Source organism: Dietzia cinnamea NBRC 102147, assembly GCF_001571065.1.
Taxonomy (GTDB): Bacteria; Actinomycetota; Actinomycetes; order Mycobacteriales; family Mycobacteriaceae; genus Dietzia; species Dietzia cinnamea.
On the sequence record NZ_BCSW01000029.1, the window covers coordinates 1 to 16,882 of the forward strand.

General features: G+C 70.4%; 19 protein-coding genes. 10 read left to right on the forward strand and 9 right to left on the reverse strand.

Annotated features, from left to right (window positions below; genetic code table 11):
* Positions 1 to 39: 39 nt before the first annotated feature.
* Positions 40 to 921 carry an ABC transporter ATP-binding protein gene (locus DCI01S_RS10920; protein ID WP_061229254.1) on the forward strand — a complete coding sequence of 294 codons (882 nt, stop codon included), beginning with the start codon at positions 40 to 42 and terminating at the stop codon, positions 919 to 921.
* Positions 918 to 2,195 carry an ABC transporter permease gene (locus DCI01S_RS10925; RefSeq protein WP_061229255.1) on the forward strand — a complete coding sequence of 426 codons (1,278 nt, stop codon included), beginning with the start codon at positions 918 to 920 and terminating at the stop codon, positions 2,193 to 2,195. Before DCI01S_RS10920 ends, DCI01S_RS10925 begins: the two co-directional genes overlap by 4 nt.
* Here the strand turns inward: DCI01S_RS10925 and DCI01S_RS10930 are convergent.
* The gene (locus DCI01S_RS10930) at positions 2,161 to 2,868 is read right to left on the reverse strand and encodes a response regulator transcription factor (protein WP_061229256.1); all 708 of its coding nucleotides are present in this window, start codon (positions 2,866 to 2,868) and stop codon (positions 2,161 to 2,163) included. The genes DCI01S_RS10925 and DCI01S_RS10930 overlap by 35 nt on opposite strands.
* Before the next feature lie 12 nt (positions 2,869 to 2,880).
* Positions 2,881 to 3,720 carry a serine O-acetyltransferase EpsC gene (epsC, locus tag DCI01S_RS10935; RefSeq protein WP_061229257.1) on the reverse strand — a complete coding sequence of 280 codons (840 nt, stop codon included), beginning with the start codon at positions 3,718 to 3,720 and terminating at the stop codon, positions 2,881 to 2,883.
* Between the two features lie 105 nt (positions 3,721 to 3,825).
* Here epsC and DCI01S_RS10940 point away from each other — a divergent pair, with 105 nt between their 5' ends.
* Positions 3,826 to 4,149, forward strand: a complete 324-nt coding sequence (locus tag DCI01S_RS10940) for a putative quinol monooxygenase (RefSeq protein WP_061229258.1) — start codon at positions 3,826 to 3,828, stop codon at positions 4,147 to 4,149.
* Between the two features lie 91 nt (positions 4,150 to 4,240).
* Here DCI01S_RS10940 and DCI01S_RS10945 read toward each other — a convergent pair whose 3' ends face one another.
* Positions 4,241 to 5,059 (reverse strand): DUF1906 domain-containing protein, encoded by an 819-nt coding sequence (locus tag DCI01S_RS10945; protein WP_061229259.1) that lies wholly within the window; start codon positions 5,057 to 5,059, stop codon positions 4,241 to 4,243.
* A gap of 156 nt (positions 5,060 to 5,215) precedes the next feature.
* Here DCI01S_RS10945 and DCI01S_RS10950 point away from each other — a divergent pair, with 156 nt between their 5' ends.
* Entirely contained in the window at positions 5,216 to 6,154 is a 939-nt protein-coding gene (locus tag DCI01S_RS10950) for an SDR family NAD(P)-dependent oxidoreductase (protein WP_061229260.1), read from the forward strand.
* A 10-nt stretch (positions 6,155 to 6,164) separates the two neighbouring features.
* Here DCI01S_RS10950 and dapA read toward each other — a convergent pair whose 3' ends face one another.
* Positions 6,165 to 7,052: a 4-hydroxy-tetrahydrodipicolinate synthase gene (dapA, locus tag DCI01S_RS10955; RefSeq protein WP_061229261.1), complete on the reverse strand. Its 888-nt coding sequence runs from the start codon at positions 7,050 to 7,052 to the stop codon at positions 6,165 to 6,167.
* A 128-nt stretch (positions 7,053 to 7,180) separates the two neighbouring features.
* On the opposite strand from dapA, the gene DCI01S_RS10960 reads away from it, so the two are divergent.
* From DCI01S_RS10960 to DCI01S_RS17875, 4 genes are all read left to right on the forward strand, one after another.
* On the forward strand, positions 7,181 to 7,489 hold the full coding sequence (locus DCI01S_RS10960; RefSeq protein ID WP_061229262.1) for a hypothetical protein: 309 nt from the start codon (positions 7,181 to 7,183) through the stop codon (positions 7,487 to 7,489).
* Between the two features lie 12 nt (positions 7,490 to 7,501).
* Positions 7,502 to 8,893, forward strand: a complete 1,392-nt coding sequence (locus DCI01S_RS10965; protein ID WP_061229263.1) for a hemolysin family protein — start codon at positions 7,502 to 7,504, stop codon at positions 8,891 to 8,893.
* Positions 8,886 to 9,674, forward strand: a complete 789-nt coding sequence (locus DCI01S_RS10970) for a hemolysin family protein (protein WP_244881703.1) — start codon at positions 8,886 to 8,888, stop codon at positions 9,672 to 9,674. Before DCI01S_RS10965 ends, DCI01S_RS10970 begins: the two co-directional genes overlap by 8 nt.
* Before the next feature lie 75 nt (positions 9,675 to 9,749).
* Positions 9,750 to 9,971, forward strand: a complete 222-nt coding sequence (locus DCI01S_RS17875) for a hypothetical protein (RefSeq protein ID WP_232303028.1) — start codon at positions 9,750 to 9,752, stop codon at positions 9,969 to 9,971.
* On the opposite strand, the gene DCI01S_RS18050 is transcribed toward DCI01S_RS17875, so the two are convergent.
* Positions 9,968 to 10,093 (reverse strand): hypothetical protein, encoded by a 126-nt coding sequence (locus tag DCI01S_RS18050; RefSeq protein ID WP_256386791.1) that lies wholly within the window; start codon positions 10,091 to 10,093, stop codon positions 9,968 to 9,970. The genes DCI01S_RS17875 and DCI01S_RS18050 overlap by 4 nt on opposite strands.
* A gap of 461 nt (positions 10,094 to 10,554) precedes the next feature.
* On the opposite strand from DCI01S_RS18050, the gene DCI01S_RS10975 reads away from it, so the two are divergent.
* The gene (locus tag DCI01S_RS10975; RefSeq protein WP_061229264.1) at positions 10,555 to 11,346 is read left to right on the forward strand and encodes a pirin family protein; all 792 of its coding nucleotides are present in this window, start codon (positions 10,555 to 10,557) and stop codon (positions 11,344 to 11,346) included.
* Positions 11,347 to 11,378: 32 nt separating this feature from the next.
* Here the strand turns inward: DCI01S_RS10975 and DCI01S_RS10980 are convergent, their stop codons facing one another.
* From DCI01S_RS10980 to DCI01S_RS10990, 3 genes are all read right to left on the reverse strand, one after another.
* Positions 11,379 to 13,088 carry a BCCT family transporter gene (locus DCI01S_RS10980; protein ID WP_061229265.1) on the reverse strand — a complete coding sequence of 570 codons (1,710 nt, stop codon included), beginning with the start codon at positions 13,086 to 13,088 and terminating at the stop codon, positions 11,379 to 11,381.
* 71 nt (positions 13,089 to 13,159) lie between these two features.
* Positions 13,160 to 13,759, reverse strand: a complete 600-nt coding sequence (locus DCI01S_RS10985) for a CAP domain-containing protein (RefSeq protein ID WP_061229266.1) — start codon at positions 13,757 to 13,759, stop codon at positions 13,160 to 13,162.
* A 187-nt stretch (positions 13,760 to 13,946) separates the two neighbouring features.
* Entirely contained in the window at positions 13,947 to 14,354 is a 408-nt protein-coding gene (locus tag DCI01S_RS10990; RefSeq protein ID WP_061229267.1) for a MerR family transcriptional regulator, read from the reverse strand.
* Positions 14,355 to 14,486: 132 nt separating this feature from the next.
* Here DCI01S_RS10990 and DCI01S_RS10995 point away from each other — a divergent pair, with 132 nt between their 5' ends.
* Positions 14,487 to 16,055 (forward strand): SulP family inorganic anion transporter, encoded by a 1,569-nt coding sequence (locus tag DCI01S_RS10995; RefSeq protein ID WP_061229268.1) that lies wholly within the window; start codon positions 14,487 to 14,489, stop codon positions 16,053 to 16,055.
* A gap of 25 nt (positions 16,056 to 16,080) precedes the next feature.
* On the opposite strand, the gene DCI01S_RS11000 is transcribed toward DCI01S_RS10995, so the two are convergent.
* Positions 16,081 to 16,857: an acetoacetate decarboxylase family protein gene (locus DCI01S_RS11000; protein WP_061229269.1), complete on the reverse strand. Its 777-nt coding sequence runs from the start codon at positions 16,855 to 16,857 to the stop codon at positions 16,081 to 16,083.
* Between the last annotated feature and the right edge of the window lie 25 nt (positions 16,858 to 16,882).

Sequence of the window (16,882 nt, forward strand, 5' to 3'; positions counted from 1 at the left end):
TCCTAGCGTGAGCAGTACACCGGCGCCAGGGAGGGCACGATGCTCGGAGTCAACGGACTGACCAGACGATTCGGCGACAACCTCGCCGTCGACGGCGTGACCTTCGAGGTCCCCGCCGGGGCGATGACCGGCTTCGTCGGCGGCAACGGCGCCGGCAAGACCACCACGATGCGCATGATCATGGGCGTCCTCCAGCCCAGCGCGGGAACCGTGACGTGGGCGGGTCGCGAGGTCACGGTCGCCGACCGGCGCACGTTCGGCTACATGCCGGAGGAGCGGGGCCTGTACCCGAAGCAGCCGATCCTCGACCAGCTCGTCTACCTCGGCCGGCTGCAGGGCCGCAGCGCGGCGGGCGCCAAGCACACCGCGCTCGACCTCCTCGACCGGTTCGGCCTGGGCGAGCGCACGGGCGACAAACTCGAGTCGCTCTCACTCGGCAATCAGCAGCGCGTCCAGATCGCGGCCGCCGTCATCGGTGAGCCCGAGTTCCTCGTCCTCGACGAGCCCTTCTCCGGCCTGGACCCGGCCGCGGTGGACTCCATGGTCGACCTCCTGCGCGAGTACACCACCCGGGGCGTGCCCGTCCTGTTCTCCTCCCACCAACTCGATCTCGTCGAGCGGCTCTGCGACCAGCTCGTCGTCCTGGCCCGAGGGCGGGTCGTGTCGACCGGGACCGTGTCCGAGCTCCGCAGCCGGGGCCGGGTGCTGCACCGCCTCGTCGTGGGCGGGGACGCCGGCTGGGTGCGTTCACTGCCCGGCGTGCACGTCGTGGACGTCGACGGCCCGGCCGCACTGCTCGAACTCGAGGGCCCGGGGAGCACGGACCTCGTCCTGCGTGAGGCGATGGCCCGCGGCAGCGTCAGCGAGCTCGCCCGGGTCGTGCCCAGCCTGTCCGATATCTACCGCGAGGTGACCTCATGACCACCACCCCCCTCACACGACGCCCGTCGTCGGCCGACCACGAGGACGCCTCCACCGGGCCCCGCTCCACGGACGCCGCATGGCGGATCGTCGCCGGGCGCGAGATCATGGTCAAACTGCGCGACCGGAACTTCATCATCTCCACCCTCACGACCATCGCGATCTTCATCGTCGCGTTCGGGGTGTCGTTCCTGCTGGGCGGGGACGACGGGGAGAAGCGGATCGCTGTCGTCTCGGGCGACGCGGTGACGATCGTCGAGCAGACGAACGTGCGGGCCGACGCCGCCGACGGCGAGGACACCGACTCCTCGGCGACCGCGGGCGCACCCACCGTGCGACTCGGGATCGAGCAGGTGGCGGATCCGGCGGCGGCCGAACAGGCGGTACGCGACGGCGACGTCGACGCCGCCCTGCTCGGCGAGCCGGGGGCGTGGACGCTCGTCGGCTCCGACGGCGTCGACTCGGACGTCGCCGCCGCGGTCAGCGCGACGGTGGCGGCCGACGCGCTCGAGCGCAACGCCGCGGCCGCCGGGACCACTGTCGCCGATCTCACCGCGGGCTCGGTCGTCGAGGAGCGTCTCCTCGAGGCCGACGGGACGGACGACGAGGGGGTCCAGGTGATCGCCGGGTTCGTGTTCGTCTTCCTCTTCTACATGGCGGCGATCCTCTTCGGATACGCGATCGCCAACAGCGTCGTGGAGGAGAAGCAGTCGCGGATCGTCGAGATCCTCGCCGCCGCCATCCCGCTGCGGCAGCTGCTCGTCGGCAAGGTCGTCGGCGCCACGGCCCTCGCCCTGGGGCAGATGGTGATCTTCGTGGCCATCGGCCTGATCGGCCTCAGCTTCACCGACTACGCCACCCTGCTGCCATCGGTCGCCGGCGCGGCGGTCTGGTACCTGGTGCTCTTCGTCATCGGCTTCGTCGCGCTGGCATGCCTGTTCGCCGTCGCCGGTGCGATGGCCACCCGCGCCGAGGACGTCCAGACCACCACCTCGCCCCTGCTCACGGTCATCATGATCGTGTTCTTCGGAGGCCTCTTCCTCCAGGACACGTGGCAGGTCATCGGTTCCTACGTGCCCATCATGTCCACGGTGACGATGCCGATCCGCCTGGTGGCCGGCACCGCGTCGTGGTGGGAGCCGGCCGTCGCCACCGTGATCACGCTCGTCACCGCCGCGGTGATCATCCGGATCGCCGAGCGGGTCTACCGCCGGTCGATCATGCAGACCGGCCGCAAGCTCACCTACCGCGAGGCGCTGTCCCTGAAGGAGTGACCTCGCTGTCGACCAGCCGGTAGCCCTGGCCGCGGACGGTCTCGATGGCGTGGGCACCGAACGGGGTGTCGATCTTGCGACGCAGGTATCCGACGTAGACCTCGACGATGTTGTCGTCCCCGTCGTAGGCGGAGTCCCACACGGCACGCATGATCTGCGCCTTGGACACCACCTGGTTACGGTTGCGGATGAGGTATTCGAGCACCGCGTACTCCCTGGCGGTCACGCTGATCCGGGTGTCGCCCCGGCGGACCTCCCGCGCGGCGGGGTCCACGACGAGGTCGCCGGCCTCGAACGTGGCGGGTCGTTCGGGTGCGCCGCGGCGCACCAGGGCCCGTAGCCTCGCCTCGAGGACGACGAACGAGAACGGCTTGACCAGGTAGTCGTCGGCTCCCAGGTCGAACGCGTCGGCCTCGTCGTACTCACCGTCCTTGGCGGTGAGCATGAGCACAGGGGTCCAGATGCCGCGTCGCCGCATCTCGCGGACCACCTCGTAGCCGCTGCGGCGCGGCATCATGATGTCCAGCACGACGACGTCGAAGTCGTCGCCGCAGGCCATCTCGAGACCGGCTTCGCCGTCGGGGGCGGTCTCCACGGACCACCCGCCCGCGGCCAGGCCGCGGCGCAGGCTCTCGCGCAGCGCCGGCTCGTCGTCGACCACCAGGACCCGCATCGGCTCGCCGCCCTATCCCTGCGGGTCGATCTCCTGGTCCATCCGCTCGGCGGGGACCAGCGAATCCGCGTGCCGGCGGACGATCTTGGCGGGCACTCCCGCCACGGTGGTGTGGGGCGGGACCTCGTGCAGGACGACCGAACCGGCGGCGACCTTCGAGCAGTCGCCGACGCGGACGTTGCCGAGCACGATCGAGCCCGCCGAGAGCAGGACGCCGGACCCGATCTTGGGATGCCGGTCGCCGTCCTCGTTCCCCGTGCCGCCGAGGGTGACGCCCTGGAGGATCGAGACGCCGTCGCCGATCACGCAGGTCTCCCCCACGACGATGCCGGTGGCGTGGTCGACGAGGATGCCCGAGCCGACCCGCGCGGCCGGGTGGATGTCCATCGCGAAGACCTCGGAGATGCGGCTCTGTAGGAACGACGCGGCCATCACGCGACCGGAGTTCCACGTCTCGTGGGCGACGCGGTGCACCTGGAGCCCGAGGAAACCCTTGGCGAAGAGATAGGGCACCAGATAGTTGGGGTAGGCCGGGTTCCTCTCGTAGCTCACCACGAGGTCCGCGGCCACGGCGTCGAGGACGTGGGGGTGCTCGACCAGCACCGCCCGGATCTCCTTCTCCAGGACGTGGCGGCCGATCTCGGGCGTCGCGATCCGGGACGCGGCGAGCCGCGCCAGGGATTCACCGAGGTCGTCGCACCCGTCGATGAGATCCAGGACCAGACCCGCGATCAGCGGTTCGTTCCGGCTCGAGGTCGCGTCGAGCGACAAGCGGTTCCAGACGGCGCGGACGGAGGAGTCGGCCTCCGCCTGCGGGACGCACGGGTTCTCGATGCTCAGCTCGATGGTCACCTGATACAGGGTAGGCGTGTGCGGCGACGCCGGGCGAGTCACGGCCGAATCGCCCGTGCCGAGCCACGCCTCGACGACCCTCGCCGGGCCCGGCAGGATGGGGACATGATCCTCATCAACGTGCGCTTTGACGTCAAACCCGAGTTCGCCGACTCCTGGCTCGAGATCACCCGCGAGTTCACCGAGGCCACCCGCGCCGAGGCGGGCAACCTGTGGTTCGACTGGTACCGCTCGCCGGAGTCCCCGAACACCTACCTGCTGTGCGAGGCGTTCCGCGAGGGCGACGCGCCGGCCCTGCATGTGCAGTCGGACCACTTCCAGCAGTTCACGGGGTCAGCCGCCCGGTACCTCGAGCGAACGCCGCGCATCATCAACACCCCGGCGGAGGGCGATCAGTGGGGCACGATGGGCGAGATCACCGTCGAGTGACCGTCGCCGGATAGCAGTGCGCCCCGGTGTCGCCGGCCGCGGGATCGCGGACGCGGACGACGCCGGGGCGTGCCGAAGCGTCGCCGGTCGGTCAGATCGAGCTGCCCAGCGCCGACTGCGCGAGCGCGAGCGGGTCGATCGGCCACCACTGGCCGTAGTCCAGCGCGTAGACGCGGTTGAGGTCGGACACCACACCGCCGACGGTGACCTGCTGCGCCACGGGCAGCTGGTGGATCGTCGCGGCCGGGTTGAGCCGCCCACCGGAACCCCAGTCGTGCTGCCAGAAGTACTGCCCGAGGCCGATCTGCCGGCACCAGTCGATCGTCGGCGCGTTGGCGTACACGCCGAGCTTCATGCCCGAGCCGTGCAGGTGGGCGCGCCAGCGCTCGAGGTACGGGCGGATCTGGTTGTCGAACTGCCAGCGGGTGGGGTTGTCGTCGATCGCCACGTACATCGGCACGCCCGACGGCCCGCCGGCCTCCCGGTGGATGCGGATGCCGATGGGCGCGTGGTGATCGCCGGCGCCGGCGCCGCCCTTCCAGTCCGCGGTCTCGGCGCGACCGTACTGGTAGCAGGAGACCATGTTCAGTCCGTGGGCACGAAAGTCGTCGACCTCGCGGCGCAGGAGCGGCTTGCCGGACATCCACTCGGCGCCGGGGCGGCGGTTAGAGCAGTAGCGCACGGCACCCATGTGGCCGGCCGCGCGGACCGACGCCGCCGACGGCGGGCCGGAGGCGTAGTCGAGCAGCGTGCCGACCGGGACCCCGGCTCCCGCGCCCGGCAGGGCACCGATCTCGGCGGGGATGGAGGACTGAGCGCCCACCGCGGGGGTCAGGCCCGCGGCGATGGCGCCGGCCCCGGCCGCGCTGAGGCCTGCGCGACGGAGGAAGGATCGGCGGTCGAACGTCATGGAGGTACTCCGGGATCTCGAACGGTGAGGGAGGCGTGTGGCCTGTGGGACTCACGCACCCCGACGAGTGTGTCACAAAGAGATCGCGGACGATATCCCCGCGTTACCACAGGAGAGCACCACCGCAGGGCAGGCGCGGCTGGTTGACTGATCTTCATGACACGATCCCGCAGATGGTCCGCCGTCGACATCCCCGACCAGACCGGGCGGACGTTCGTGGTGACCGGCGCCAACGGGGGCATCGGGCTGGCCACGACGGCCGCGCTCACGGCGCGGGGGGCCCGGGTCGTGATGGCCTGCCGGAACCTGGAGAAGGCAGAGGCGGCGCGCGCGACCCTTCCTGAGGCTTCGCGCGAGCGAGCGCGTGTGTGCCGGCTGGACATGGCCGATCTGGACTCGGTCGACGAGTTCGTCGCCGCCATGCGGGCGGAGGCCTCGGCGCCCGACGCGGCACGGTCCGGTGGCGGCCGGGTCGACGTCCTCATCAACAACGCCGGCGTGATGAACATCCCGCACGCCCGCACGGCGCAGGGCCACGAGATGCAGTTCGGGGTCAACGTCCTCGGCCACCACGCGCTCACCCTGGGCCTCGAGCCGATCCTGACGGACCGCGTGGTCTGGCTGGGCTCCCTCGCGCATCTGATGGGGCGGGTCGACACCGACGACCTCGGCATGGACGTCCGCGGCTACCGGCCGATGGCCGCGTACGCGAACTCCAAGCTGGCGTGCATCATGCTGGCCTACGAGTGGCAGCGGCACTTCGAGCGGGCCGGCGGCGGCCTCCGCTCGGTCGCCGCGCATCCCGGCTACACCGCGACCGAACTCATCCGGCAGAGCGGCAACCCTGTCGCCGACCGGTTCTTCGCACTCGGCAACTCCCTCACCTGGGCGGGCCTGTCACCGGAGACGGGCGCGCTGTCCGTGCTCTACGCCGCGACGGTGCCCGACGTGCCGGGCGGGGCGTTCGTCGGACCGGACCGCCTCGGTGGTCTGCGGGGGCACCCGCACCTCACCCGGTCGAGCCGCCGTTCGCACGACCGTGCCACCGCCGCCGCGTTGTGGCGGCGGTGCACGGAGGCCGCGGCGTTCCGCTAGGAGCGACCCGTCAGGCCAGCCCGGCGGCGGCCAGCCCGTCGCGCAGCTTGGCCTGATGCTCGGGCGGCCCCTGGAGCAGCGGCATGCGCAGGCGGTCCGAGCCGATGAGACCGGCCATCTTCAGCGCGGCCTTGACCTGGATGGCGCCCTGCGAGGTGTGCATGATGGCGTCCACGGCCGGGATGAGGCGCGTGTGGATCTCGCGGGCCCGCGGCAGGTCGCCCGCGTCCACGGCGTCGATCATCGCCCGGTAGTCGTCGCCGGCGACGTGGCCGACCACCGAGACGATCCCCGTGGCGCCGAGGGCCAGGAACGCCAGGTTGAGCACGTCGTCACCCGAGTACCAGAGCAGGTCGGTCTCGGCCATGAGGCGGCTGGCCTCGAACAGGTCCCCCTTGGCGTCCTTGACCGCCCGCACGTGGGGGATCTCCGCGAGCCGACGGATGGTGTCGGTGGCCAGCGCGGTGCCGGTGCGCCCCGGGATGTCGTACGCCATCACCGGCCGGTCGGCGGCCTCGGCGATCATCCGGAAGTGCTCGACGATCCCGTGCTGTGTGGGCTTGTTGTAGTACGGGGTCACCACGAGCAGGCTGTCCGCACCCCTCGCCACCATCTCGCGGGCCGCTCGCATGGAGTGCTCGGTGTCGTTGGTGCCGCATCCGGCCATGACCTGCACGCGGTCGCCGACGGCCTCGACGACCGCGGCGACGCTGTCGTAGTCCTCGTCGTCCGTAGTGGTGGCCGACTCGCCGGTCGTGCCGTTGACCAGCAGACCGTCGTGGCCGTGGTCGGCGAGATGGACCGCGAGTCGCTGCAGCGCGTCGAAGTCGATCGAGCCGTCGTCGTGCATGGGGGTCACCATCGCGGTGATGACCCGACCGAAGGGATTGTCCGACATGGGCACCAGACTAAGGCACACCTGTGACGCCGCGAGAGCCCGACGGGCCGTGGCGGACACGGCTAGGGTCGACACCACAGACCGAGGCACCACACAGCACGACCCACCGACGACCCCCGGAGGCGACCGTGACCGACTCGACCCGACCCGAGAACGACGCCCGCGTGCCCGACGAGTCGCCGGAGGAGCTCGGCAACACCGTCGACGGCTCCGGCGCCGGTGACGGGAGCACCACCCGAGGCACCGACGAGGAGGGTCGCGCCCCGGCGTCCCGGCCCTCGACCGCCGGCGACACCGGGCACGCCGCCGGCGACGCGGCCACCGGCGCGTCCGGTGAGAGCTCAGCCGACCGGGCCGAGCAGTCGAAGGTGTACCGGACCCCCGAGCAGCCGGACCACGCCGTCGGCGGCTCCGACGGCACGGCCGACGGTCAGTAGCCCGGTCGACCGGTGACCGTCGCACTCCTCCTCACGCTGGCGCTGGTCCTGCTCATCGCAGCGAACGCGCTGTTCGTCGGGGTCGAGTTCGGGTTCCTCACCGTCAACCGGGACGACGTCCGCGCCGCCGGCTCGGAGGGCGATCGCGTCGCCGCGGCCCTGGACTCCTCGCTCTCGAAGACCTCGACGAACCTGTCGGGGGCCCAGCTCGGCATCACGGTCAGCAGCCTCGTGGCGGGATACCTCACGGGCCCCTCCGTCGGGGAACTGCTCACCGGCGCGTTGGGCCTGTCCGGAATGCCGGAGGCCGCCGCCCGCGGTATCGCGATGACGGCGGCCTTCGTCGTCGTCACCTTCCTCCAGATGGTCTTCGGCGAGCTCGTCCCCAAGAACTGGGCCATCGCCGCACCCATGCAGGTGGCGAGGCTGGTCGTGCATCCGCAGCGCACGTTCATGACCGTGTTCGGTTGGCTGGTCACCGCCCTCAACGCCTCGGCCAACCAGGTGCTGCGCCTGCTCGGGTTCACCCCGACGGAGGAACCGGGTGACGCCCGCTCCCCCGAGGAGCTGCGGGCGTCGGCGGCGCGGTCGGGACGCGAGGGCGTGATGGACCCGCACACCGCCGAGCTCGTGACCCGGTCGATCTCGTTCGGCGAGCACCGGGCGGCCGACGCGATGGTGCCCAGGCCGCTCGTGACGTTTCTTCGCGACCACACTGCGCAGGACCTGCTGGACACCGTCGCCGCGACCGGCCGGTCCCGCTTCCCCGTCCTCGGCGGCACCGTCGACGAGGTGGTGGGCGTCGTCCACTACCGCCAGGCGCTGGCCGTGGACCCCGATGAGCGGGACCGCACTCCGGTGCGCGACATCGCCGCCGAGCCGACCGTGGTCTCGGAGATGATGACCCTCGATCCCCTGATGCGGCTGCTACGGCAGACCGATCTGCAGATGGCGGTGGTCGTGGACGAGTTCGGCGGTACCGCGGGGATCGTCACGCTCGAGGACCTGGTGGAGGAGATCGTCGGCGAGATCGACGACGAGCAGGACCGCGCGTCCCGCACGCACGAGCGGATCGACGACGACACGGTCCTGGTCGGCGGGATGATGCGGCCCGACGAACTGGGCGCGATCCTGCGGCTGGAGATCCCCCCGGCGGGCGCCGCGTCGACCCTGTCCGGGGTGCTGTCAAAATCGGCGGACCGCCTCCCCGAGGTCGGAGACGAGGTGGAGCTGGAGGCCCACGACCACGAGCACCGCGACCGCGACGACCTCCCCACCCGGGCCCGTGTGCGGCTGCGGGTCGAGACGGTGAGCGACTACCGGGCCGAGCGGGTCCGGGCGACGGTCCTGCGCGGCGAGCCGGACGACTCCGGCGACGCGGGGACGGAGGAGTCCGATGAGTGACGGCGTCGCGATCCTGGTGCTCGCCGCCCTCCTGCTGGGCAACGGCTTCTTCGTGGCCGCCGAGTTCGCGATGGTCTCCGCGCGCCGCGACCACCTCGAGCCCCGCGCGGCCCGGGGCAGCACCCGCGCCCGGTGGTCACTGCGTGCCATGGAGAACGTGTCGCTCTCGCTGGCCGCCACGCAGCTCGGGATCACCGCGTGTTCCCTCCTCATCGGCGCTGTCGGCGAGCCCGCCATCGCGCACCTCATCGAGAGGCCGCTGGAGTGGCTGGGGGTGTCGACCGGGTTCGCGCACCCCATCGCGCTGGTGATCGCCCTGCTCATCGTCACGTTCCTGCACATGGTGCTCGGCGAGATGGTGCCCAAGAACATGGCGATCGCACGGCCCGCCGCCGCCGCGCTGCTGTTGGGTCCGGTCCTGCGGGTGTTCGTCCTGGTGTTCCTGCCCGCCATCTGGCTGATGAACAAGACCGCCGACCTCGTCGTGCGCCACGTCCTACGCGTCGAGCCGAAGTCCGAGGTGGACACCACGGTCACGGTGGACCAGATGCGCGGGATGGTCGCGGCGGCCGGCGAATCGGGCCTGCTGGACGAGGACGAGACCACCCTCCTCGCGGGCGCGCTGGGGTTCGATCACATCACCGCGGCGGATGTGCTCCGACCGCTCGATGAGGTCGACGCGGTGGACGCGGACCTCACGACCGGCGAGATACAACAGCTGTGCGTCCGCACCGGGCATTCTCGGTTCCCCGTGCTCCGCGACGGCCGGTACGTGGGGTAAGTCCACGTCAAGGACGTCCTGGCCGACGACCCGTCCCGCCCGTTGCGCCCCGAGCGGATCCGCCGGCTCGGCTCGGTGTCGCCCGACACGCCACTGGACGACGTGCTGGCCACCATGCAGCGGGCCCGGGCCCACCTGGGGGTCGTCGACCGCGATGACGCCGCGGACGACACCTCCGCAGCCGGCCCGTCGGGTCTCGTGGTTCTGGAGGACGTGCTCGCCCGACTCGTCGGCGAGGTCCGTGATGCCACCCCGGAGGCCGAAACGGGCGCACCTCAGGGGTCGACCGGCGCCTAGCGGACCTTGTCCGGGTTCGTGTCGAGTACGCGGCCGAGCGTGTTGTCCACGAGGAGCTGCGTCACCCCGGCGTAGGTGGCCACACTCACTCGAACCGTGGCGATCAGCGCGTTCTGCAACATCCTCTACCCTCCGTCGATAAATGTGACTCCTGTCACGGTACCTGCGAGCATGGTCGCCCGCGGGTACTTCCACCCAGAAACCTGGACGCCCGTTCTGATGTGCGACTCCGAACGCTAACCATCCCCCTACTCGGATGCCACCGGATCCCGCCCGTCAGCCGGCGGGGTAGCGCCGAACGGTCGAATCCGATCACGTTTGCGCCGGTCGCGACCCCGTCGGCCCTGCGCTTGTGACCACTCGGCGCAGATCGGGGCGACCCCCGGCCCGGGGGTGCGGGCGACCCCGGTGCGGGTGCGGGCGACCCCGGTGCGGGCGACCCCCGGCCCCGGTGCGGGTGCGGGCGACCCCGATGCGGCGCGGGCCATCCCCGGCGCGGCGCGGCCACCCCGCCGCTATAGTTGATGCGTCACCGGAGCCGGCGGCGCTCGCACAGGGCCCGCCATGTCCCGAGGAGGTCACCGTGCCCGCGCTCGTCCCCGGCGTCGAGATCCACCGCTCCCGTGCGCGGTCCCGCGACCGGGGCGGCTGGCTGGACTCGCAGCACTCGTTCTCCTTCGGCCGCTACCAGGACCCGATGAACACGCACTTCGGGCGACTGCTGGTCAACAACGACGACCACATCGCGCCCGGCACCGGCTTCGACACCCACGGGCACCGCGACATGGAGATCGTCACGTGGGTCCTGTCCGGCTCGCTGGTCCACCAGGACTCAGAGGGCCACAGCGGCGTCATCTACCCGGGGCTCGCCCAGCGGATGAGCGCGGGCTCGGGGATCCTGCACTCCGAACGCAACGACGGCTGGCGCGACGGCTCGCTCCGTGCCGACACCCCCGCCGAACCGGTCCACCTCGTCCAGATGTGGGTCGTGCCGGACACGACCGGTGAGCAACCCGGCTACGAACAAATGGAGATCGATCCGCGCGAGCTCGAGAACCACCTCGTCGTCGTCGCCGGGGGCCTACCCACCCACGAGGACCGCGCCGCCATCCGGATCCGCAACCGCACGTCCGCGCTCCACGCCGCCCGGCTCACACCCGGACGCACCGTCGAGCTCCCCGACGCGCCCTTCCTCCACCTCTACGTCCCACTCGGGTCGGTCACCCTGGAAGGCGAGGGCGCCCTGGACACCGGCGACGCCGCGCGCCTCACCGCCACGGGCGGGCGACGCGTCACCGCCGGCGCGCAGGGCGCCGAGATCCTCGTCTGGGAGATGCACGCGGGCATGACCATGCTCGACGTGCGCGGACACTAGCCCTCCCCGCTGGCCGAGCCCTTCCCGCTGGCCTAGCCCTCCTCGGTGGCGGCCGACGGCGCCCCGTCATCCTGCTCGGAGTCCGGGATGTGATGCAGCGGGTGGACAGGTTCGGGCGACGGCGAGTGCTCGTTCCGCTCGAGCGCCTCCGGCGAGTACGCACGGCGCCACTGGCGGGTCACCGTGGGCGGCCGCTCGCCGAGATCGTTGCTGATACCCCGCACGAGGCTGTACATCATCACGAAGCCCACCACGAAGAACGGCAGACCGACGACCGTGATGACCTCCTGAAGGGCGGTCAGACCGCCCTCGCCGGTACCCGCCAGGATCGTGGCACCGACCGCGCCCATGAGCACGCCCCAGATCACGCGCTGATGGGTGGGCGAGACCTGGACGTCGTCGTCCTTCCCGGACGCGATCATGTCCACGACCATCGCCGCGGAATCCACGGACGTGGTGAAGAAGATGACGACGAGGACGACCGCGAGACCGGACAGGAACGTCGCGAGCGGGTAGTTCGACAGGAACGCGAAGAGCGCACCCGGGATGTCACCCTCGTCGACCACCGCCTCGGTCAGCCCGCCCGAGCCGAACAACTCGACATGGAACGAGGCCATACCGAAGATCCCGAACCACAGGACCGAGAAGCCCACCGGCAGGCCGAGGACGCCGAAGACGAACTGACGGATGGTGCGGCCGCGGCTGATCCGGGCGATGAAGATGCCCACGAACGGCGACCACGTAATGGTCCACGCCCAGTAGAAGACGGTCCACGTGTTCTGCCACGATTCCAGGTCGTCACTGGCGGGGAAGACGTTGTTCCACAGGGCCAGCTCCGGCAGCGTGGCGAGATAGACGCCCAGCGACTCGACCGTGCCCTTGAGCAGGAACAGGGTCGGGCCCGTGACGAGGATGAACAGCAGCAGGGCGATCGCCATGGCGATGTTGAGGTTGGACAGCCGCTTGATGCCCTTCTCCAGCCCCAGGGCCACGGAGATGCAGGCCACGGACGTGACGACCGCGATGATGAGCACCTGGACGACCGGCGACATCGCGATGCCGAAGAGTTCCGCCAGGCCCGCGTTGATCTGCAGGGTACCGAGGCCGACCGAGGTGGCCACGCCGAAGACGGTACCCACGAGCGCCACGACGTCGATTGTCTTGCCGATGGGACCGAAGACCTTGTCCCCGAGGATCGGGGCGAAGATCGAGCTGACGCGCGGCGGCATCTTGCGCTTGTAGATGAAGTAGGCGAACGCGAGGGCCGGCAGGGCGAAGATCGTCCACGTGTGCAGACCGAAGTGGTACAGCGTGAACGCCATCGCCTCCTGCGCGGCGTCCGTGCTGCCCGGTTCCACGTTCCCCCGCGGCGGCGTGGCGAAATGAGAGATGGGCTCCGCGACGCCCCAGAACATGAGGATCGTGCCGATGCCCGCGGCGAAGAGCATGCCGAACCACGCCGCGGTGGAGTGCTCCGGGTCCTCGTCGTCGCCGCCCAGACGGACGTGTCCGAACCGGCTGATGGCTATCCAGATGAGAAAGGCCAGGAACGACGTGACCCCGAATACGTAGAACCACCCGAGGTTGGTCATGATCCAACCCGACGCGGTGCCGAAGACCTCGCCCACCCACTCGCCGGCGAAGAAAGTGATGACGACGAAGGCGAGGATCACCCCGACAGTCGAGAAGAACACCCCCGGATCGGTCTTGAGCCTCAGTGCTCGCAGTATCCGTTCGGACATGATCTCTCCCGTCGTCTCGGCCCCCTCAGAGCACCGCTGCCGGATCGAGTAGCTCAGTCAGAGTTCATAGGTCAGTACGCGAAGTTGTGTACCACGAAAACTTTGCCGTTGCCGGAGTAGGCGATGCCCATGCCCGCCGAGCGGTAGCCCGGGTCGAGGAGATTCTCGTTGTGGCCGGGCGAGTTCTTCCACAGGTCGACCAGGCAGATCGCCCCACAATGGGTGCCCGCGGCGACAATGTTCTCCCCGTGACCCCGGTTGATCAATGCTGTGTTGTGAATCACCTCATCCCGGGCGGCGAGGCGATCCGCCCACGCCTGGGCCTCGCGGTCAAGGTCGGCGTTGGGCGCAAGGGCTCCGCGGCCGTGGGCGATGCGGTAGGCGTCGATCTCGCGAATGATCCCCTCGCGCAACCCCCCGGTGACCCCGAAGGCGGCGACATCCCCGTACGCCATCTCGCTGGAACCGACCGCCGCCCACGCCTCCGGCGGCAGGGCGGCGCGCACCTGCGAGACGATCCCCTCCACCTGCGGCGCGAGGTGCGCCGGGATCAGGTGCTGGGGGATGAAGGAAGGCAGGGTCTGGGCGGAAGCCGTGGCCGCCCCGCCGCCCACGAGGGTGGCGGCGGTGACGGCGATCGTCGCGAGTGACGCGGTGAGCCTTGTGCGCATGATGGCGATAATGCCGTTTCGGTGCGCCTGACGCGAACCGTTTGATCGATCAGGTAACGAACCGGACTCGGCACCGCGTTACCGCTGTGACCAGCGATTATCAGTGTTGCTTGTGTGGCGAGAGTGGTTACTCCGTCCGGACGGGCGGCCAACTTCGGCGGCCGCGCCGAGTGGGTCCCGGGAGCGGCTAGTCGAGCCTCTCGCGGACCAGCTGGAGGAACTCGGCCCCGTAGTCGAGATGCTTCTGCAGATCGCGGTAGCGCGCCTCCGCCTCGCCGTGAATCTCCTCGACGGTCGCCCGCGCCGCGCGCCTCTCCTCCGACCCCGACCCCCCCGCCTGCGGGCGCCGGCCCGCGGCGAGCACGTCCGTGGCCTGCAGGAACTGCTTCATGCGCTCCAGGGAGAAGCCGAGGGGCTTCATCCGACGCACCAGCAGGAGCCGTTCGACGTCGTCATCGGTGTAGAGCCGGAACCCGCCCGCGGTGTGACCGGAGGGGACGACCAGGCCGAGCTCGTCGTAGTGACGCAGAGTCCGGATCGACAGACCGGTGGCCTCGGCGACCTCGCCGATCTTCCGCACCGCGTCCTCCGACATGATCCTCCTTGTGGGCTTGCTCACAGCGGTCGCCGGAGATTCGCCGCATCATCAAACCTACCGTTACGGTAGCTTCAGAATCTCCCGCTACGGGAGAGTGTGTCATGCCCCTGCTCGGTGAGGACAATCCCCATGTCGGCTCCCGCCACCACTCCTGGGGCGCCCTCCCCGGCGCCTGCCGGCGACGATGACGGTCTGGCGCCGGTCGGCGTCCTGGCCTCGTTCCGGTACGCCTTCTCGTCCGTGCGGCGGTTGCGGACCGAGGTCCTGGCCGGCCTGGTCGTCGCCCTCGCACTGATCCCCGAGGCGATCTCCTTCTCGATCCTCGCCGGCGTCGATCCTCGCGTCGGGCTGTTCGCCTCGTTCACCATGGCCGTGACGATCGCCTTCACCGGCGGGCGCCCCGCGATGATCTCGGCGGCGACCGGCGCGATCGCCCTCGTCGTGGCCCCGGTCGCCCGCGACCACGGGATGGACTACCTCGTGGCCACCGTGCTCCTCGCCGGGTTCATCCAGGTGGTACTCAGCCTGATCGGGGTGGGCAAGCTCATGCGCTTCATCCCTCGCAGCGTGATGATCGGTTTCGTCAACGCGCTCGCGATCCTGATCTTCGCCGCCCAGATCCCCCATCTGCTGGGCGTTCCGTGGCTTGTCTACCCGATGGTCGCGGCCGGTATCGCGATCATGGTGTTCTTCCCGCGGTTGACCACCGCGGTGCCGGCCCCGCTGATCGCCATCATCGCGATCACCGCCGTCGTCCTGCTCTTCGGATGGTCGATGCCGAACGTCGGGGACCAGGGCGAGCTTCCCTCATCCCTGCCCGCGCTGTTCTTCCCCGACATCCCGTGGACACTCGAGACGCTACAGATCATCGCCCCCTACGCCCTGGCCACCGCCCTCGTCGGCCTCATGGAATCCCTCATGACGGCCAAGCTGGTCGACGACATCACCGAGGTGCGCACCGACAAGACCCGAGAGGGCTGGGGCCAGGGCGTCGCGAATCTCGTCACCGGGTTCTTCGGCGGCATGGGCGGCTGCGCGATGATCGGCCAGACGATGATCAACGTCAAGCAGTCCGGCGCCCGCACCCGGCTGTCGACACTCCTGGCAGGCGTCTTCCTGCTCATCCTCGTGGTGGCGCTGGGCGACATCGTCGGGCTCATCCCCATGGCCGCCCTCGTCGCCGTGATGATCATGGTGTCGGTGGCCACCCTGGACTGGCATTCGATCCACCCGCGCACCCTGCGCCTGATGCCGCTGAGCGAGACGGTCGTCATGGTCGTCACCGTGGTCGCCACGGTAATCACCGAGAACCTCGCCATCGGCGTCGTTCTCGGTGTCCTCACCGCGATGGTGATGTTCGCCCGGCGCGTGGCCCACATGACGACCCTCGAAAAGATCTCCGAGCGCGACGTCGACGACGACGGCACCATCGACGTCCGCACATACCGGGTGCGCGGCGAGCTGTTCTGGGCGTCCAGCAACGACCTCGTGTACCAGTTCGACTACTCGGGCGACCCCCGGCACGTCGTGATCGACCTGACCGAGGCCGACATCTGGGACGCCTCCACCGTCGCGACCCTGGACGCGATCACCCACAAGTACGCGGCCAAGGGCAAGACCGTGGAGATCATCGGGCTGGACGGCTCCAGTCGGCAGCGACTGGAGAGGCTGTCCGGCAATCTCGGCGAAGGGCACTGAGGGACAGCGCCGGGCGCCGGGCCCCTCAGCCGATCGGCGCCGGCGCCTGGAACTCGGCCTCGAACTTCTCGTAGGAGAACGTGCCGAGCGCGCGGGCCCGGTCCAGTCCCAGCTCGCGGACGGCCTCGACGAACCGGGCCACGTCGCCGCCGGCGTCGTCGGCTCCGGGCGCGATCGTCACGCGGGCCCCGCTGAGCGGCCGCATCCGCCCGCCGGTCGCCGTGGCCTGGGCCCGGACGAGGACGGGCGCACCGTCGAGGACCTGCACGCAGTTCATGGCGAGCGACTGACGGCCGGGGATCGGCAGGCCCACGCGCGTGTCGAGCCGGAGGTCGACGCCTCCCGCTCCGGCCGAGCCCACGGCGCCCAGACGCGCGTCGTCGAGGGCGCCTCCGGCCGTGCCGACCATGTCGCCCTTCCACTTGGGGAAGCCCCACAGCTCGTTGCCCGCCGCCAGGGTGAAGTCCTGGTCGACCGGCAGCTCGTGGATGTGCACCAGCGTCCCCGCGCCGGGCACGGTGAGCTGGAACGCCAGGCCGATCTCGTGATAAGCGCCCAGGACGTTGCCCGGCACGTCGTGGTAGCGGACATGGATCATGATCGCCGGGGTGCGCCCGCCGGGCAGCGAGACGGGCTCGGCGCCCGCGGCCTCGATCACGGCGGACTGCCGCCCGCCGGCGATGAGCCTGCGCACGACGGCGGACCGCGCGAGGAAGGCCGCGCCCGAGACCGAGGCGGACACGACGGGAACCGGGAAGGTGATCTCGCGTCCGGCGACGACGCGCGATGTGGGAGAGGTCATGGGCCGACGGTAGCGGTCCCCGCGC

Excerpts from the sequence above, each read along its gene's own strand:
- DCI01S_RS10970 (WP_244881703.1), top strand. The coding sequence starts at position 8,886 with ATGAGTGACGGCGTCGCGATCCTGGTGCTCGCCGCCCTCCTGCTGGGC.
- DCI01S_RS10995 (WP_061229268.1), top strand. The coding sequence starts at position 14,487 with ATGTCGGCTCCCGCCACCACTCCTGGGGCGCCCTCCCCGGCGCCTGCC.
- DCI01S_RS10950 (WP_061229260.1), top strand. The coding sequence starts at position 5,216 with ATGACACGATCCCGCAGATGGTCCGCCGTCGACATCCCCGACCAGACC.
- DCI01S_RS10985 (WP_061229266.1), bottom strand. The coding sequence starts at position 13,759 with ATGCGCACAAGGCTCACCGCGTCACTCGCGACGATCGCCGTCACCGCC.
- DCI01S_RS18050 (WP_256386791.1), bottom strand. The coding sequence starts at position 10,093 with ATGTTGCAGAACGCGCTGATCGCCACGGTTCGAGTGAGTGTGGCCACC.
- DCI01S_RS10990 (WP_061229267.1), bottom strand. The coding sequence starts at position 14,354 with ATGTCGGAGGACGCGGTGCGGAAGATCGGCGAGGTCGCCGAGGCCACC.
- DCI01S_RS10940 (WP_061229258.1), top strand. The coding sequence starts at position 3,826 with ATGATCCTCATCAACGTGCGCTTTGACGTCAAACCCGAGTTCGCCGAC.
- DCI01S_RS10980 (WP_061229265.1), bottom strand. The coding sequence starts at position 13,088 with ATGTCCGAACGGATACTGCGAGCACTGAGGCTCAAGACCGATCCGGGG.
- DCI01S_RS10920 (WP_061229254.1), top strand. The coding sequence starts at position 40 with ATGCTCGGAGTCAACGGACTGACCAGACGATTCGGCGACAACCTCGCC.
- DCI01S_RS10945 (WP_061229259.1), bottom strand. The coding sequence starts at position 5,059 with ATGACGTTCGACCGCCGATCCTTCCTCCGTCGCGCAGGCCTCAGCGCG.
- dapA (WP_061229261.1), bottom strand. The coding sequence starts at position 7,052 with ATGTCGGACAATCCCTTCGGTCGGGTCATCACCGCGATGGTGACCCCC.
- DCI01S_RS10925 (WP_061229255.1), top strand. The coding sequence starts at position 918 with ATGACCACCACCCCCCTCACACGACGCCCGTCGTCGGCCGACCACGAG.
- DCI01S_RS11000 (WP_061229269.1), bottom strand. The coding sequence starts at position 16,857 with ATGACCTCTCCCACATCGCGCGTCGTCGCCGGACGCGAGATCACCTTC.
- DCI01S_RS10930 (WP_061229256.1), bottom strand. The coding sequence starts at position 2,868 with ATGCGGGTCCTGGTGGTCGACGACGAGCCGGCGCTGCGCGAGAGCCTG.